The 16,031-nt window shown below is 69.2% G+C and carries 11 protein-coding genes; 9 read left to right on the forward strand and 2 right to left on the reverse strand.

All coding sequences use genetic code 11. The annotated features are described in order from the left end of the window. Window positions 1–9: 9 nt before the first annotated feature. The 7 genes from AC56DV_RS05035 to rffA all read left to right on the forward strand — a co-directional run bounded on the left by AC56DV_RS05035 (window position 10) and on the right by rffA (window position 9,878). Window positions 10–3,132 (forward strand): glycosyltransferase, encoded by a 3,123-nt coding sequence (locus AC56DV_RS05035; RefSeq protein WP_496313212.1) that lies wholly within the window; start codon window positions 10–12, stop codon window positions 3,130–3,132. Next, on the forward strand, window positions 3,122–4,342 hold the full coding sequence (locus AC56DV_RS05040) for a glycosyltransferase family 4 protein (RefSeq protein ID WP_496313213.1): 1,221 nt from the start codon (window positions 3,122–3,124) through the stop codon (window positions 4,340–4,342). Before AC56DV_RS05035 ends, AC56DV_RS05040 begins: the two co-directional genes overlap by 11 nt. A 60-nt stretch (window positions 4,343–4,402) precedes the next feature. After that, the gene (locus AC56DV_RS05045) at window positions 4,403–6,508 is read left to right on the forward strand and encodes a hypothetical protein (RefSeq protein WP_496313214.1); all 2,106 of its coding nucleotides are present in this window, start codon (window positions 4,403–4,405) and stop codon (window positions 6,506–6,508) included. 96 nt (window positions 6,509–6,604) lie between these two features. After that, window positions 6,605–7,573: a glycosyltransferase family 2 protein gene (locus tag AC56DV_RS05050; RefSeq protein WP_496313215.1), complete on the forward strand. Its 969-nt coding sequence runs from the start codon at window positions 6,605–6,607 to the stop codon at window positions 7,571–7,573. A gap of 13 nt (window positions 7,574–7,586) precedes the next feature. Further along, complete coding sequence (locus tag AC56DV_RS05055) at window positions 7,587–8,345, forward strand: GNAT family N-acetyltransferase (RefSeq protein ID WP_496313216.1); 759 nt, start codon at window positions 7,587–7,589, stop codon at window positions 8,343–8,345. Continuing rightward, window positions 8,342–8,725 carry a DMT family transporter gene (locus AC56DV_RS05060; RefSeq protein WP_496313217.1) on the forward strand — a complete coding sequence of 128 codons (384 nt, stop codon included), beginning with the start codon at window positions 8,342–8,344 and terminating at the stop codon, window positions 8,723–8,725. Before AC56DV_RS05055 ends, AC56DV_RS05060 begins: the two co-directional genes overlap by 4 nt. 25 nt (window positions 8,726–8,750) lie before the next feature. Continuing rightward, complete coding sequence (rffA, locus tag AC56DV_RS05065; RefSeq protein WP_496313218.1) at window positions 8,751–9,878, forward strand: dTDP-4-amino-4,6-dideoxygalactose transaminase; 1,128 nt, start codon at window positions 8,751–8,753, stop codon at window positions 9,876–9,878. A gap of 46 nt (window positions 9,879–9,924) precedes the next feature. Here the strand turns inward: rffA and AC56DV_RS05070 are convergent, their stop codons facing one another. Further along, window positions 9,925–10,872, reverse strand: a complete 948-nt coding sequence (locus AC56DV_RS05070; protein ID WP_496313219.1) for a glycosyltransferase family 2 protein — start codon at window positions 10,870–10,872, stop codon at window positions 9,925–9,927. After that, window positions 10,869–12,434 (reverse strand): DEAD/DEAH box helicase, encoded by a 1,566-nt coding sequence (locus AC56DV_RS05075; protein WP_496313220.1) that lies wholly within the window; start codon window positions 12,432–12,434, stop codon window positions 10,869–10,871. Before AC56DV_RS05075 ends, AC56DV_RS05070 begins: the two co-directional genes overlap by 4 nt. Window positions 12,435–12,631: 197 nt before the next feature. On the opposite strand from AC56DV_RS05075, the gene AC56DV_RS05080 reads away from it, so the two are divergent. After that, entirely contained in the window at window positions 12,632–15,784 is a 3,153-nt protein-coding gene (locus tag AC56DV_RS05080; protein ID WP_496313221.1) for a ligand-binding sensor domain-containing diguanylate cyclase, read from the forward strand. Between the two features lie 33 nt (window positions 15,785–15,817). Continuing rightward, complete coding sequence (locus AC56DV_RS05085; RefSeq protein WP_496313222.1) at window positions 15,818–16,030, forward strand: oxidoreductase-like domain-containing protein; 213 nt, start codon at window positions 15,818–15,820, stop codon at window positions 16,028–16,030. Window position 16,031 lies beyond the last annotated feature (1 nt).

Below are 16,031 nucleotides of genomic sequence, written 5' to 3' on the forward strand. Positions count from 1 at the left end.
AACCAAACTATGCGTATCGTATTAGACCTGCAAGCCTGCCAGGGCTCCAGCACGCACCGCGGCATCGGCCGCTATTCGATGGCGCTGACCCTGGGCATGCTGCGCCAGGGCGGCCAGCACGACTTCCGCATCGTGCTCAACAACCGCTTCCCGGACAGCGTGGCGGTGCTGCGCAAGACCTTCGACGGCCTGCTGCCGCAGTCCCACATCAGCGCCTACGCGCTGCCGGCCCAGATCTGGGAGCACCAGACCCAGAACAGCTGGCGCCTGCGCGCGGCCGAACAGGTGCGCGAGCACTACCTGGCCGGCCTGGCGCCGGACGTGGTGCACATGTCCAGCCTGTTCGAAGGCCTGGGCGAGGACGCCTGCGTGTCGGCGCTGCACAGCCGCAACCAGTTCGACAGCGCCGTCACCCTGTACGACCTGATCCCGCTGGTGCGCAAGCAGACCTACCTGACCGACCCCAACGTGGCCAACTGGTACTACCGCAAGCTGCAAAGCCTGAAGAACGCCGAGCTGCTGCTGGCCATTTCCGGCCACTCGCGGCTGGAGGCGATGGAAGCGCTGCAGCTGCCGGGCGAACGCATCGCCAACATCTCGTCGGCGGTGGACACCATCTTCAAGCCGCGCACGCTGGCGCCGGACGACGCGAAGGCACTGCTGAACCGCTTCGGCCTGCAGCGCGGCTACATCATGTACACCGGCGGCATCGACTACCGCAAGAACATCGAAGGCCTGATCGAAGCCTATTCCATGCTGCCGGGAGAACTGCGCGCGCAGTACCAGCTGGCCGTGGTGTGCAGCATCGGCGAGGCCGAGCGCCTGCGCCTGCAGGCACTGGCGGCCAGCTTCAAGATTCCGAAGGGCGACCTGGTGCTGACCGGCTTCGTCTCGGACGACGACCTGGTGTCGCTGTACAACCTGACCGACCTGTTCGTGTTCCCCTCGCTGCAGGAGGGCTTCGGCCTGCCGGCGCTGGAAGCCATGTCCTGCGGCGTGCCGGTGATCGGCTCCAACAACAGCAGCATCCCGGAAGTGATCGGCCGCGCCGACGCGCTGTTCGACCCGAATAAAGTGGCCGACATCTGCGCCAGGATGCAGCAGGTGCTGACCACGCCCGATTTCGCCGCCGACTTGCGCGCGCACGGCCTGGAACAGTGCAAGCTGTTCTCGTGGGACGCCAGCGCGCGCAAGGCGCTGGACGCGTTCGAGCAGGTGCACGCGCGCCGCCAGGATCAGCGCCGCGCCGTTTCGGCCGGCGGCCTGGCCGCGCCGGCGCGCCGCCCGCGCCTGGCCTATGTGTCGCCGCTGCCGCCGGAACGCTCCGGCATCGCCGACTACAGCGCCGAACTGCTGCCCGAGCTGGCGCGCCACTACGACATCGACGTGGTGGTGACCCAGGAAGCGGTGGAGGAGCGCTGGCTGCAGGCCAACTTCACGCCGCGCACGGTGGACTGGTTCGAGGCCAACAGCGGCCGCTACGACCGCGTGCTGTACAACTTCGGCAACTCCTCCTTCCACGCCCACATGTTCGGCCTGCTGCAGCGCCACCCCGGCGTGGTGATGCTGCACGACTTCTACCTGAGCGGCGCGGTCAACTACCTGCACTCGGGCACGGCGGACGGCTACGGCAAGGCGCTGTATGCCTCGCACGGCTACCCGGCGCTGGCGCACGAGCGCGCCGAGGGGCGCGAGGCGTCCTACTACCGCTATCCATGCAACAAGGCGGTGCTGGACCACGCCAGCGGCATCCTGGTGCACTCGCGCCATTCGCAAGAGCTGGCGGCGCTGTGGTACGGCCCGCGCCAGGCGCAGGACTGGCGCATGATCCCGCACCTGCGGGTGCTGCCGCCGGTGCTGGAGCGCGCCGCCGCGCGCGCCGCCGTGGGCATGCAGGAAGGCGATTTCCTGATGTGCTCTTTCGGCCTGCTGGGCCGCACCAAGTACAACGACAAGATCGTCGAAGCGTGGCTGGCCTCGCCGCTCGCGCAGGACGAGCGCTGCCACCTGGTGTTCGTCGGCGAGAACGCCATCGACAGTTTCGGCAACGCGCTGTCGGCGCGCATCGCCCGCCACCCGCGCATCAAGATCACCGGCTTCGCCTCGCTGGAACTGTACCGCCACTACCTGATGGCGGCCGACGCCGCCGTGCAGCTGCGCACCCGCTCGCGCGGCGAGACCTCGGGCACGGTGCTCGACTGCCTGGCGCACCAGGTGCCGGCCATTATCAACAGCCACGGCTCGGCGGCCGAGCTGCCGGAGCACATCGTCATCAAGCTGCCGGACGAATTCACGCTGGACCAGCTGGGCGCGGCCATGCAGCGCCTGCGCGAACGGCCCGAGGAAGCGCGCGCGCAGGCGCTGCGCGGCGTCGAGCACATCGCCACGCTGCACCACCCGGCCCGCATCGGCGAGCAGTACCGCGACGCCATCGAGCATTTCGCCCACAGCAGCCCGCGCGCGCGCTACGAAGACTTGCTGGACGGCCTGGGCGCCATCAGCACCAGCATGGCGCCGACCGAGGACGACTGGCTGCAGGTGGCGGCCGCCATCGCCGCCAACGCGCCGGCCACCGGCCCGCGCCAGCTGCTGCTGGACGTGAGCGCGCTGGCCGCACCGGAGGCGGGCACCGATGCCGGCGCGGAAGCCGCCGCGCTGGAGCACACCGCGCCCGCGCTGCTGGCAGCCCTGCTGGCCGAGCCGCTGGCGGGCTGGCGCGTGGAACCGGTGCTGCTGCGCGAACAGCGCTACCACTACGCGCGCCGCTACGCGCTGCAGGCCATCGGCTGCGAACAGCTGGGCCTGGAAGACACGGTGGCCGACATCAAGCCAGGCGACTGCCTGCTGCGCCTGGACGCGGCGCAGGAAGCCGACCCGGCGCTGCAGAACATCGGCGTGCAGCAAGCGCACCTGGAAGGCGGCCTGGATGACGCGGCCGCCCTGCCCGCACTGGCCGCCGCCCTGGCAAAGCTGCATGCCGACCTGGAACGGGCCGGCATGGTGCTGGGCAGCGTCGCGCTGCCGGGCGCCGCCAGGGCCAGCCACGCCGCAACCCCATCGGCGTCGTCATCTACCTCGGCGCCGCCGCATGCCGCAGCCCCGGTGGCCGAAGGGACCAGCAATGCCGCGTAATGTTAATCCGGCCGGCGAGCCGGCCCAGCTGCTGGTCGACCTGTCGCAGCTGGTCAAGCACGACGCCAGGTCCGGCATCCAGCGCGTGGTGCGCAGCATGCACCAGGCGCTGGCGGACGCGCCGCCGGCGGGCTACCGCGTGGCCGCCGTGTACGACGCGGGCGGCTACTACGCCTACGCGCTGCAGGACGGCGCCGGCACCGGCGCGGCGCCGGACCCGATCCGCGTGCGCGCCGGCGACATCTTCCTGGGCCTGGACCTGTGCCCCGACCAGCTGCCGCGCAACGAAGCGCTGCTGGCCAGCCTGCGCCGCCACGGCGTGCGGCTGTACTTCATGCTGTACGACCTGGTGCCGCTGAGCCATCCGGCCATGTTCCACGAATCGATGGCGCCCTGGTTCCAGCGCTGGCTGGACGCGGTGTGCCGCCAGGCCGACGGCGTGGTCTGCATTTCGCGCGCCGTGGCCGACGAACTGGCCGAGCGCCTGGAACAGCAGCCGCCGCGCCGCGCCGCGCCGCTGCCGATCGGCTATTGCCACCTGGGCGCCGACCTGGAAGCGAGCCTGCCCACCAGCGGCAGCGAAGCCGGCGACCAGGCCGTGCTGGAGGCCATCGCCGGCCGCCCCGCGCTGCTGATGGTGGGCACGCTGGAGCCGCGCAAGATGCACGCCCAGGCGCTGGACGCCATGGAGCTGCTGTGGCAGCAGGACGGCCCGGCCAACGAAACTTGCCTGGTCATCGTCGGCAAGCCCGGCTGGGAAGTGGCGCAGCTGCAGCAGCGCCTGCGCGGGCACGCCGAACTGGGGCGGCGCCTGTTCTGGCTGGAGCGCGCCAGCGACGAGACGCTGCAGCAGCTGTACCGCCGCAGCGCGGCGCTGCTGGCCGCCTCGGCCGCCGAGGGCTTCGGCCTGCCGCTGATCGAGGCGGCGCAGCACGGCCTGCCGGTGATCGCGCGCGACCTGCCGGTGTTCCGCGAAGTGGGCGGCGAGCATGCCTGGTATTTCGAGGCGGCCGACGGCGCCGCGCTGGCGCTGGCGCTGCAGCAGTGGCTGGCCCTGCACAGGGATGGACGGGCGCCGGCGTCTTCCGCCATGCCCTACCTCACCTGGCGGCAAAGCACGCAGCAGATGCTGGAAGTGGTGCTGGGCGGGCGCTGGCACCGCCGCGCGGTGGCCGAACTGCCTGCCGTGGAATTGCCGCAAGCCAATTAGTTCGTGTATTTTTTTATAACGGCGTGCTAAGATGCGCCCTTTCTTTCGCGCCCATCACCCATGCCGCTCCCGCACCAGATTCCTGTTGGCCAGCCCCGTAAACTGCTTCCCAGACTGCTCCCCAAGCTGCTCGCGCTGCTGCTGGCGGTCAATGTGCTGCTGCTGCTGTTCTTCATCTTCTTCGACTACCAGCTGATCTTCCATTCGGACGCCGCCGTCAAGAACCTGCTGGCGCAGGAAATGCTGGAGACCGGGCGGTTCTTCCCGCCGGCCTGGAATTACATCAACAACGACCTGTGGGTGGTGTTCAACCACGCCTTCATCGTGCCCATGCTGGCCTTCCTGCCGAACGGCTTTACCGTGCACGCGCTGTCGGACGTGGTCTCGGCCGCGCTGCTGCTGTGGAGCAGCTGGAAAGTGACGGCCGTGCTGGGCCAGTCCACCGCGGCGCGCCTGCTGAGCATGGTCCTGCTGACCTCCGGCATGTCCGTCATCATGGCCGAGCACGTGTACGGCCAGGCCGCCTATGGCGCCGCCTTCTACCTCGGCTGCTTCCTGCTGTATGCCTACTGGTCGCTCACGCAGGCGCGCGGGCGCGCGCGCTGGGGCTGGGCCGCCGCCACCGCCGTGCTGGCAGCGCTGGTGTTCTGGGCCAACCCGCAGCGCGCGCTGGTGTTCTACGGCCTGCCGCTGCTGATGGCCGCCGGCGCGCTGCTGGCCATGGACCTGAACGCCGCCAAGCCCGCCGGCGCTGCCGGCCGCGGCGGCCTGCCCACGCTGAGCCACGGCGCCGGGCGCCGCTGGCATGCGCTGTGCATCGCCGTGCTGCTGGCCGGCTTGGTGGCAGGCGTGCTGCTGAACGGCTACACGCTGCGCCACGTGATCAACCACCGCGGCCTGACCGTGATGAACTGGCTGACCTACGACGCCATGCTGGACAACGCGCAAGCCGTGGTGGGCGGCCTGCTTGGCATCCTCGGCGGCATACCGCGCTCGGCCTCGAAAGTGGCGTCGCTGCAGGGCGGCTACCAGATGCTGCGCCTGCTGGCCGCGCTGGCCGTGCTGGTGCTGGCGCCGCTGGCGCTGCGCCGCGCGCTGTACAGCGGACACCGCGGCCGCGTGTTCGTGGCGGTGTTCGCCGCCGGCATGCTGGGCCTGAACCTGTTGATCATGCTGACCACCACGCTGGCCGACATGTCCGCGCCGGAAGCCTCGGTGCGCTACCTGGTGCCCGGCTTCCTGCTGCTGCTGATGGTGGCCTGCGGCGAACTGCTGGAGCGCCCGGTGGGCGGCCCGGTCGCGCGCGCGGCGGCCGTGCTGGCCTTGGCGGTGACGGCCACCAGCGCCGCGCCGTCCTATCTGTGGCCCTACTATGAACACTTCCGGGTGCCGCCGTCGGCGCTGCTGCCAACCCCGTACACCGAGCTGCTGGACTTCCTGCGCGCCAACAAGCTGCAATATGGCTACGCCAGCTTCTGGAACGCGGGCAAGTTCACCGTGCTGAGCAACCACGAAGTGCGCGTGCGCCAGGTGACGTTCGAAGGCGGCCTGCCGGCGCCGATGCGCAAGCTCTCGTCCAACCGCTGGTACCTGCCGTCCGCCTGGCGCGGCCCCACTTTCCTGATGGTGACCCAGGCTGAACTGGCGCTGCTGGACCTGCCGCGCCTGGCAGACGAGCTGGGCCAGCCGCTGCGCACGCTGCGCCACGGCGAAGTGACCATCCTGGTTTATCGCGGCAACCTGGCCGCGCTCAAGGGATGGGATCCGGGCGTGAGCGAGCCGGTGCATTTCCCGGCCGGCAACCGCAGCGCGCACAACACCGGCGCCTTCGACGCGGCCGCCGGCGCGCTGGTGGCCGAGGCCGGCAAGCCGGGGGCGCTGCATTTCGGCCCCTACATCGAGGTCGGGCGCGGCCGCTACGTGGCCAGCTTCGACCTGGAAACCGGCCCGGGCCCGGCCGGCGCCGAGCTGGGCACGGTGGACGTGGTGGCCGCCGGCAGCGCCAGGGTGTTCGCGCGCCAGGCGGTGACCGGCACCGGGCGCAGCAAGGTGCAGCTGCCGTTCGAACTGCCGGAAGACACCAAGCTGCTGGAGTTCCGCGTATTCACCAACGGCACCAGCAAAATGTTGCTGCGTAACGTGAGCCTGGCCCGCGCCCCGGGCTGAGGATTACAAAATCTTACAAAAACGGCCAGTCCTCCCCCAGGGAGAGGGCGGCCGGGTGCGTGCTATCATGCGCGCTCGTTTTCTACCGCTTATCCTATGTCTGCTACTCCCCTGATTTCAGTCGTCATCCCGGTTTACCGCGCGGAAACCATGCTCGACGAGCTGTACCGCCGCCTGTGCGCGGCGCTCGAGCCCATCAGCGCCAATTTTGAAATCGTGCTGGTGGAAGATTGCGGCCCGGACCGCTCGTGGCAAGTGATCGAACGCCTGGCGCAGGCCGACCCGCGCGTGGTGGGCCTGCAGTTCAGCCGCAACTTCGGCCAGCACTACGGCATCACGGCCGGCATGGACCAGGCGCGCGGCGACTGGGTGGTGGTGATGGACTGCGACCTGCAGGACGCGCCCGAGGAGATCCCGCGCCTGTACGCCAAGGCCCAGGAAGGCTACGACGTGGTGCTGGCCCTGCGCGGCCCGCGCCAGGACCCGCTGCTGAAACGCGCCACCTCGTGGCTGTTCTACCGCCTGTTCAGCTACCTGGCGGACATCAAGATCGACGGCGACAGCGGCAACTTCCGCATCATGTCGCGCCAGGTGGTGGACAACTTCGGCCGCATGCGCGAGCAGCTGCGCTTCTTCGGCGGCCACGTGCAGTGGATGGGCTTCCCCACCACCGGCATCCGGGTCCAGCACGCCGAGCGCCTGGACGGCAAGTCCACCTACACCTTCGCCAAGCTGCGCAAGCTGGCCGCCGACACCATCCTGGCCTACTCGGACAAGCCGCTGCGCATGGCCGTCACGCTCGGCCTGAGCATGGCCGCCGTGTCGTTCGGCTTCGGCAGCTACATCATGGGCCGCGCGCTGCTGCACGACACCGCCATCCCCGGCTGGTCCAGCCTGATGGTGTCGCTGTACTTCATCGGCGGCCTGGTGATCGGCATCCTCGGCATCCTGGGCCTGTACCTGGGCAAAACCTTCGACGAGGTCAAGAAGCGCCCGCTGTACATCGTGCGCCGCCTGACCCCCAACGCCGTGCCGGGCCGCGAGCCGCGCGACGGCGCTTTTTAATCCGGAGCCCGACGTGAATATCTCCCTTTCCAATATCGACCGCGAACGCTTTGGCGTGGTCACCGCCAAGGCCGCCCTGGACGGCAGCGAGCCGGTGCCGGCCGTGATGCAGTGGTGCGGCGAGCACGGCGTGCAGATGCTGATCGCGCGCTGCGCCACCACCCAGCTGGCGCAGGTGCAGCAGCTCGAGCAGGCCGGCTGCTTCCTGACCGACACCCTGGTCTACTTCAGCAAGCGGCACATCGCCCACCACGAGGTGGCGCTGCCGGACGGCTACAGCGCGCGCCTGGCCACCGGCGCCGACGCCGAAGCCGTGGGCGCGCTGGCCGGCCTCACCTTCGAGGGCTATTTCGGCCACTACCACGTCGATCCGCGGCTGGACAAGCGCGACGCCGACCTGGTCTATTCGAGCTGGGCCGCCAACTCCTGCGGCAACACCGCCGTGGCCGACGCCGTGGTGCTGATCGAGCACGCCGGCCCGGACGGCGGCAGCATCGCCGCCTTCGCCACGCTGAAAGTGCACAGCGCGCAGGAATTCGAGGGCGTGCTGTTCGGCGTGCATCCGGGCCACCAGGGCAAGCGCCTGTACCACGCGCTGATGCAGCTGGCGCAGAACTGGGCCAGCGAGCGCGCCATCGCGCACATGATCGTGTCGACCCAGGTCACCAACCTGTCGGTGCAGAAAGTGTGGTGCCGCCAGGGCTTCGAGCCGTCCAAGAGCTACTACACCTTCCACAAATGGTTCGGCGAAGCGGACGGGGCGGCGCAATGAGCGGCCTTGCCAACTACAGCAGCTACCTGTACATCCTGGCCACCATCGCGCTCACGGTGTACGGCCAGATCGCCATCAAGATGCAGGTGATGCAGGCCGGCGCGCTGCCCGAGGCCGGCGGCGACAAGCTTGTTTTTTTGATAAAATTGCTGCTGAACCCCTGGATCATCAGCGCCTTCGCTGCCGCGTTCCTGGCTTCCGTGACGTGGATGGGCGCGATGAGCAAGTTCCAGCTCAGCCACGCCTACCCCTTCATGAGCCTGAACTTCGTCATCGTGCTGCTGCTGGGCGCCTGGCTGTTCAACGAACCGCTGTCGATGACGCGCGTGATCGGCGTCGCCCTGATCTGCCTCGGCACCGTGGTCGCCTCACAAGGGTAACCGCAGTCTACCTAAAGGATAAGCAATGAACCCGATTCCATTCAACAAACCCTTCATGACCGGCCGCGAGCTGTGGTACATCGCCCAGGCGCACACCAATGGCCACCTGTCCGGCGACGGCAGCTTCACCAAGCGCTGCCACGCCTGGCTGGAAAACAACACCGGCGCGGCGCGCGCCCTGCTGACCCACTCGTGCACGGCGGCGCTGGAAATGGCGGCGCTGCTGGCCGAGGTGCAGGAAGGCGACGAGATCATCATGCCTTCCTACACCTTCGTCTCGACCGCCAACGCCTTCGTGATGCGCGGCGCGGTGCCGGTGTTTGTCGACGTGCGTCCGGACACGCTGAACATCGACGAGACCAAGATCGAGGCCGCCATCACCGCGCGCACCAAGGTCATCCTGCCGGTGCACTACGCCGGCGTGGCCTGCGAGATGGACACCATCATGGACATCGCCAAGCGCCACAACCTGATCGTCATCGAAGACGCGGCGCAGGGCATCATGTCGACCTACAAGGGCCGCGCGCTGGGCAGCATCGGCCACATGGGCGCCTACTCCTTCCACGAGACCAAGAACATCATCGCCGGCGAAGGCGGCGCGCTGCTGGTGAACGACCCGGTGTTCGCCGAGCGGGCCGAGATCATCCGCGAAAAAGGCACCAACCGCAGCCAGTTCTTCCGCGGCCAGGTGGACAAGTACACCTGGGTCGACATCGGCTCGTCCTACCTGCCGGGCGAAGTGATCGCCGCCTTCCTGTGGGCGCAGATGGAAGAGGCCGACAACATCACCGCGCGCCGCCTGGCGCTGTGGGACGGCTACCACGCCGCGCTGGCGCCGCTGGAGGCGGACGGCCGGCTGCGCCGCCCGGTGGTGCCGGAAGGCTGCACGCACAACGCGCACATGTACTACATCCTGCTCGACTCGCTCGAGCAGCGCACCGAGGTGATCGCCAACCTGAAGCGCCAGGGCGTCAACTCCGTGTTCCACTACGTGCCGCTGCACAGCGCGCCGGCCGGCCGCAAGTTCAGCCGCGCGCACGACGCCATGACGCACACCGACGGCCTGTCCGAACGCCTGCTGCGCCTGCCGCTGTGGGTGGGGCTGGAAGACCAGCAGGACCGCGTGGTCAGGGCGCTGAAGGAAGCGCTGTAAGACGAAAAAAAAAAAGCAGCCGAGGCTGCTTTCTTTATATCCGCGGCTACAGCGGCCCGCGCGGCGCCGGGGCCGGCACCTGCAGGTAGGCGAAGCGCTTCTGCTCGACGCGCCCCTTGGTGACGGTGTCGAGCACCAGGCCGCAGGACAGCAGCAGCACGCCCAGCAGGCCCAGGCCCACGCACAGCACCGCGGTCGGCAGGCGCGGCACCAGGCCGGTCTGCATATAGGTTTCCAGCAGCGGCAGCGCCAGCAGCACCGCCAGCGCCATGCTCACGGCCGAGCCGGCCGCGAAGAACTGCAGCGGCTTCTCGTTCTTGTACAGCTTGACGATCATCCACAGGATGCGGACGCCGTCGCGGTAAGTGTTGAGCTTGCTCACCGAGCCTTCCGGGCGCGACTTGTACACGGTCGGCACCTCGGCCACCGGCATGCGCAGCTCGAGCGCGTGCACGGTCAGCTCGGTTTCGGTTTCGAAGCCGGCCGCGTGGGCGGCGAAGGACTTGGCGTAGCGGCGCGAAAACACGCGGTAGCCGGACAGCATGTCGGTGAAGGTGTTGCCGAACACGGCGGCCACGCAGCCGGTCAGCAGGCGGTTGCCGAAGCGGTGGCCGAAGCGGTAGGCCTGCTGCTCCTCGGTGACGCGGGCGCCGACCAGCATGTCCAGCCCCTCGGACACCAGCCTGGCGGCCAGCTGCGGCGCCACGCTGGCGTCGTAGGTGTCGTCGCCGTCGACCATGATGTAGACGTCGGCGTCGATGTCGGCGAACATGCGGCGGATCACGTTGCCCTTGCCCTGCTGCGCCACCGTGCGCACGATGGCGCCGGCGGCGCGCGCCACAGCCACGGTGTCGTCGGTGGAATTGTTGTCGAACACGTAGACCGGCGCGTCCGGCAGGCAGGCATTGAAGTCGCGCACGATGGCGGCGACGGTGAGCGCCTCGTTATAGCATGGCAGCAGGATGGCGATGCGCTGGTGATTCAGGACACTCACGGCTTGCGCAGGCCTCCCAGCAGTGCCGCCACTTTCTGTTTCGGCTTGCTCGACTGCGGCAGCGGCGCAGGCGCCGGGGCGCTGCTCTTGGCCGGCTCGTAGGGCTTGAGGAACCATGGATCGATCTTCTCGCGGCGCGGCGCGGCGCCGAAGCCGGACGACGACGAGCGGCTGCGCTCGGGACGCGCGCCCGCGCCGTAGCCGTTGCCGGCGGTGGCGGAAGTGCCGCCCGAGGCGCTGCCCGCACCGGAGCGGCCTTCGCCGTCCGGACGGCGGCTGCCGTGGCGGCGTTCGCCGTGCCGGTCGTCGCGCTCGCCGCGCGAGGACGACGGCGTGAAGCCTTCCAGTTCGCCGCGCTTGATGGTCTGCTTGATCAGTTTTTCGATGTCCACCAGCAGGCGCTCATCCTTCTCCGAATAGATCGAGATGGCGTCGCCCGAGGCGCCGGCGCGGCCGGTGCGGCCGATGCGGTGCACATAGTCTTCCGCGTTGTACGGCAGGTCGTAGTTGATGACGCAAGGCAGGTCGGAGATGTCCAGGCCGCGCGCGGCCACGTCGGTGGCCACCAGCACGTCGATCTCGCCCTTCTTGAACGACTCCAGCGCCGCCATGCGTTCCTGCTGCGTCTTGTCGCCGTGGATGGCGGTGGCTTTCATGCCTTCCTGCTCCAGGCCGCGCGCCAGGCGCGAGGCGCCGATCTTGGTGTTGGAGAACACGATCACCTGCTTCAGCTCGCGCTGGCGCAGGATGTGGGCCACCACGTCGCGCTTGTGCTCCTCGCCGACCTTGTACACCACCTGCGTGACGCGCTCGGCGGTGGCGTTGCTGCGCGCCACTTCGATCAGCTGCGGGTCCTTCAGGAAGCTGTTGGCCAGCTTCTTGATCTCGCCCGAGAAAGTGGCCGAGAACATCAGGTTCTGGCGCTGCTTGGGCAGCAGGTTGATGATGCGCTGCAGGTCCGGCAGGAAGCCCATGTCCAGCATGCGGTCGGCCTCGTCCATGACCAGCATCTGCACCTGGCCCAGCGAAATATTCTTCTGCTCGATGTGGTCCAGCAGGCGGCCCGGGGTGGCGATGACGATCTCGACGCCGGCCTTCAGGGCCACGGTCTGGCCCTTCATGTCCATGCCGCCGAACACCACGCAGGAGCGCAGCGGGGTGAACTTGCAGTAGGCGGCCACGTTCTCGGCCACCTGCACCGCCAGTTCGCGGGTCGGCGTCAGGATCAGCGCGCGCACCGGGTGGCGCGCCGGCGACATCGAGCTGTTGGCGTGCGCCAGCAGCAGCTGGATGATGGGCAGCGAAAAACCGGCGGTCTTGCCGGTGCCGGTCTGGGCCGCGCCCATCACGTCGCGGCCCTGCAGCACCACGGGGATGGCCTGGGCCTGGATCGGCGTCGGATGGACGTAGCCTTGCGCGGTCAGCGCGCGCAGAATGTCGGGCGACAGGCCAAAGTCGGCAAAGCGGACCTGCTCGGCGGCGGCGGCATCAACGGCGGCAACGGCGGCGGCGGCAGGGACGGGGACGGCTTCTGGCGTGGAATTGTTCTCGGTGTCGGACATAAATTTTTCAATAAACAACAAAATCCGCGAAAAGCGGCGAGGCGGGAGGACAGCAGGGCGGGGCCAGCTTGCGCGGATACAGGATACAAATTCAGCGGCCTACACGATACCCTAATTTTCCGCCACTGTACACGGAAACCGCGCCCAATTGCCAACTTCCAAGTAATTCTGTTACATGAATGAAATGTATAATGGTAATGATGGCAACCCCCGACTCCCCCCTATTCTTCCCGCCGCAACGATTGCAGTGGCCGCAGCGGCTGGCTGCGTTGCTGCTGGCCGCGCTGCTGCTGTGCGCCTGCGCCCTGGCGCTGGCCGCCCCACCCTCGCTGCGCTTCAAGAAGCTGGGGCCGCTCGACAACGACGAGCCGTCCATGCTGGCGCTGCTGCAGGACCGCCAGGGCTTCGTCTGGATCGGCACCCACAGCAACGGCCTGTACCGCTACGACGGCTACCGCGCCGTCAAGTTCGCGCACGCCCGCAACAACCCGCGCAGCCTGCCGCACGACCGGGTGGCCGCCATCTTCGAGGACAAGCGCGGCCGGCTGTGGGCCGGCACCACCAACGGCCTGGCGCGCTACAACCCGGACAGCAACGATTTCACCGTGTTCGCGCCGCCGGCCGGCCCGGTGAACCGGCTGATCGTCAAGAACATCATTTCCGACGGCAAGGACGGCATGTGGGTGGGCACCTGGGGCGGCCTGCAGCATTTCAACCCGGACAGCGGCAAGTTCACCGTCTACGCGCACGACCCGGCCAGGCCGGACAGCCTGGCCAGCAACGACCTGAACGCGCTGGCGCTGGACCGGGACGGCGGCCTGTGGGCCGGCACCTGGCCCGGCGGCGTGGACTACCTGGCGCCCGGCGCCAGCAGCTTCCGGCATTACCGGGTGGACAGCGAGGCGCGCCCGGACAGCCGCAGCAACATCGTGCGCGCCATGCAGTTCGACCGCGACGGCACCCTGTGGCTGGGCACCGAGGCCGGCGTGCTGAGCCAGCCGGCCGGCCAGCCGTGGGCGCCGCGCCGCCCGGCCGCCAGCCCGGCCAGCCGCATCACCAGCTTCTACATTGACCGCCAGCACACGCTGTGGGCCACCACGCTGTCGGCCGGCCTGCTGCGCTGGAACCCGGACACGGCCGGCTTCGACCAGTACCAGCACCAGTCCAACGACCCCTATTCGCTGCCGGGCAACAACCTGCGCGCCATGCTGCAGGACCGGGCCGGCATGCTGTGGGTGGCCTCCTTCACCGACGGCATCAGCCTGGCCAACCTGAACAGCAGCGGCTTCCGGCGCCACGTGCCGCACCGGCTGGACCAGGGCAAGCTGTCCACCAACGCGCTGCTGGCGCTGGCGGCGGCGCCGGACGGCAAGGTGTGGCTGGCGGCCAACCTCGGCCTGAGCCTGTACGACCCGGCCAGCGGCACGGTGCTGGCCAGCTACCGCAGCGAGGAAGGCAAGCCGGGCAGCCTGAGCCACGATATCGTCTACAGCCTGTACCAGGACATAGGCAGGGACGGCGGCGGCAAGGATGGCAAGGCCGGGCCGCTGTGGGCCGGCACCGCCAACGGCCTGAACCGGCTGGGGCCGGACGGGCGCTTCAAGGTGATCCGCTTCGGCAACACGGCCAGCGACTACATCAACGCCATCGCGCCCGGCAAGGACGGCGTGCTGTGGCTGGCCACCGGCAACAGCCTGGTGCGCTACGACAGCGTGCGCGACAGCTTCCACATCTATTTCAACGACCCGGCCGACCCGGCCAGCCGCAGCGTGAACGGCACCTCGGCGGTGCTGGAAGACCGCGCCGGGCGCGTGTGGGCCGGCTCGGAATGGAACGGCGGCGGCCTGGACCTGCTGGACCCGGCCAGCGGCAAGTTCCGCCACCTGCGCCACGCGGCCGACGGCGCGGCCAGCAACGTCCCCGCGCTGTCGGACGACAACGTGTCCAGCCTGCACGAGGACGCGGCCGGCCGCATCTGGGTCGGCACCGCCAAGGGCCTGGACGTGGTGACGGTGGGCGCGAACGGCGCGCTGAGCGTGAAACACCACGCGGCGGCGGTCGGCGCCGGCAAGGTGCTGGCCATCCGCAGCGACCTGGACGGGAAGATCTGGGCCAGCACGATTGCCGGCCTGTACCGGCTGGACCCGGCCAGCGGCGCCGTCGAGCGCTACAGCCCGGCCGACGGCCTGACCGACGGCTACACCACCAACTCGTCGGCCGCCGGCAGCGACGGCACGCTGTACTTCGGCGGCGTGCACGGCATGACGGCGGTGTCGCCGCGCGCGGTGCGCGCCGAGACGGTGGCGCCGCAGGTGGCCATCACCGACATCACCGTGTTCAACCGCTCGCTGGGCGAAGGCCAGCGCAGCGAAGGGGCCGAGCTGCAGGGCGCGGTGACGGCGCCGCGCGTGCTGACCCTGTCGGCCCAGGCCTCGGTGTTCTCGATCGAGTTCGCGGCGCTGCACTACACCGACCCGGGCCAGAACCGCTACGCCTACCAGCTGGACGGTTTCGACCGCGACTGGGTGCTGACCGACGCCGGCCACCGCAACGCCAGCTACACCAACCTGAACCCCGGCACCTACACTTTCCGCGTGCGGGCGGCCAACCACCGCGGCCTGTGGAACGCCGAGCCGGCCAGCATGACCATCATCATCACGCCGCCGTTCTGGCAGCGCTGGTGGTTCCGCGCGGCGCTGGGCCTGCTGGTGCTGGCCGGCCTGCTGGCCACGCACCGCTGGCGCATCCGGCGCCTGACGCGGCGCCAGGCCGAGCTGGCCGACCTGGTGACGGCGCGCACCGCCGCGCTGGAGGAATCGAACCGCAAGCTGGCCGCGCTCAGCACCACCGACGGCCTGACCGGGGTGCGCAACCGGCGCGGCTTCGACGAGGCGCTGGCGGCCGAATGGCGGCGCGCCTCGCGCACCGGGCAGACCGTGGCGCTGTCGCTGATGGACGTGGACCACTTCAAAAAATACAATGACCGCTACGGCCACCTGGCCGGCGACACCTGCCTGCGCACGGTGGCCGAGCTGATCACCAAGCACGGGCGCCGCAGCACCGACCTTGTGGCGCGCTACGGCGGCGAGGAATTCGCGCTGCTGGCGGCCGCCACCAACGCCGCCGACGCCTTCGGCGTGGCGCAGGACATTTGCGCCGAGCTGGCCAGGCTGGCGCTGCCGCACGAGGACTCGCCGTTCGGCGTGGTCACCATCAGCATCGGCGTGGCGGTGCTGGCGCCGAGCGACGACAACACGGCCGAAGCGCTGGTGCAGCTGGCCGACCAGGCCATGTACCGCGCCAAGGAAAAAGGCCGCAACCAGGCGCTGCTGGCGCTGGGGCCGGAATAAGAGCAAGCGTAAGAGTAAAGTAAGAGTGAAGAGATGAGCAAGCAGAACACCCCGGCCGCCGCCCCGGCCGCCCAAGCCACCCAGCAAACAGGGCCGGAGCTGGACCCGCGCCCGGAGCCGCCGGAGCCGCCCGGCCCGGGCGACTGCTGCCACAGCGGCTGCGCCTACTGCGTGGACGACATCTACCAGGACGCGCTGGACCAGTACCGCGCCGACCTGAAAGCCTGGCAAGCGCGGCATCCGTAAC

The sequence above is a fragment of the Massilia sp. BGA-UO-ETr-WB1 genome (genome assembly GCF_059567845.1).

What these genes read in the sequence shown, in the direction of transcription:
- rffA (WP_496313218.1), top strand. Translation starts at nt 8,751, where the DNA reads ATGAACCCGATTCCATTCAACAAACCCTTCATGACCGGCCGCGAGCTG.
- AC56DV_RS05045 (WP_496313214.1), top strand. Translation starts at nt 4,403, where the DNA reads ATGCCGCTCCCGCACCAGATTCCTGTTGGCCAGCCCCGTAAACTGCTT.
- AC56DV_RS05035 (WP_496313212.1), top strand. Translation starts at nt 10, where the DNA reads ATGCGTATCGTATTAGACCTGCAAGCCTGCCAGGGCTCCAGCACGCAC.
- AC56DV_RS05050 (WP_496313215.1), top strand. Translation starts at nt 6,605, where the DNA reads ATGTCTGCTACTCCCCTGATTTCAGTCGTCATCCCGGTTTACCGCGCG.
- AC56DV_RS05085 (WP_496313222.1), top strand. Translation starts at nt 15,818, where the DNA reads ATGAGCAAGCAGAACACCCCGGCCGCCGCCCCGGCCGCCCAAGCCACC.
- AC56DV_RS05040 (WP_496313213.1), top strand. Translation starts at nt 3,122, where the DNA reads ATGCCGCGTAATGTTAATCCGGCCGGCGAGCCGGCCCAGCTGCTGGTC.
- AC56DV_RS05075 (WP_496313220.1), bottom strand. Translation starts at nt 12,434, where the DNA reads ATGTCCGACACCGAGAACAATTCCACGCCAGAAGCCGTCCCCGTCCCT.
- AC56DV_RS05060 (WP_496313217.1), top strand. Translation starts at nt 8,342, where the DNA reads ATGAGCGGCCTTGCCAACTACAGCAGCTACCTGTACATCCTGGCCACC.
- AC56DV_RS05080 (WP_496313221.1), top strand. Translation starts at nt 12,632, where the DNA reads ATGATGGCAACCCCCGACTCCCCCCTATTCTTCCCGCCGCAACGATTG.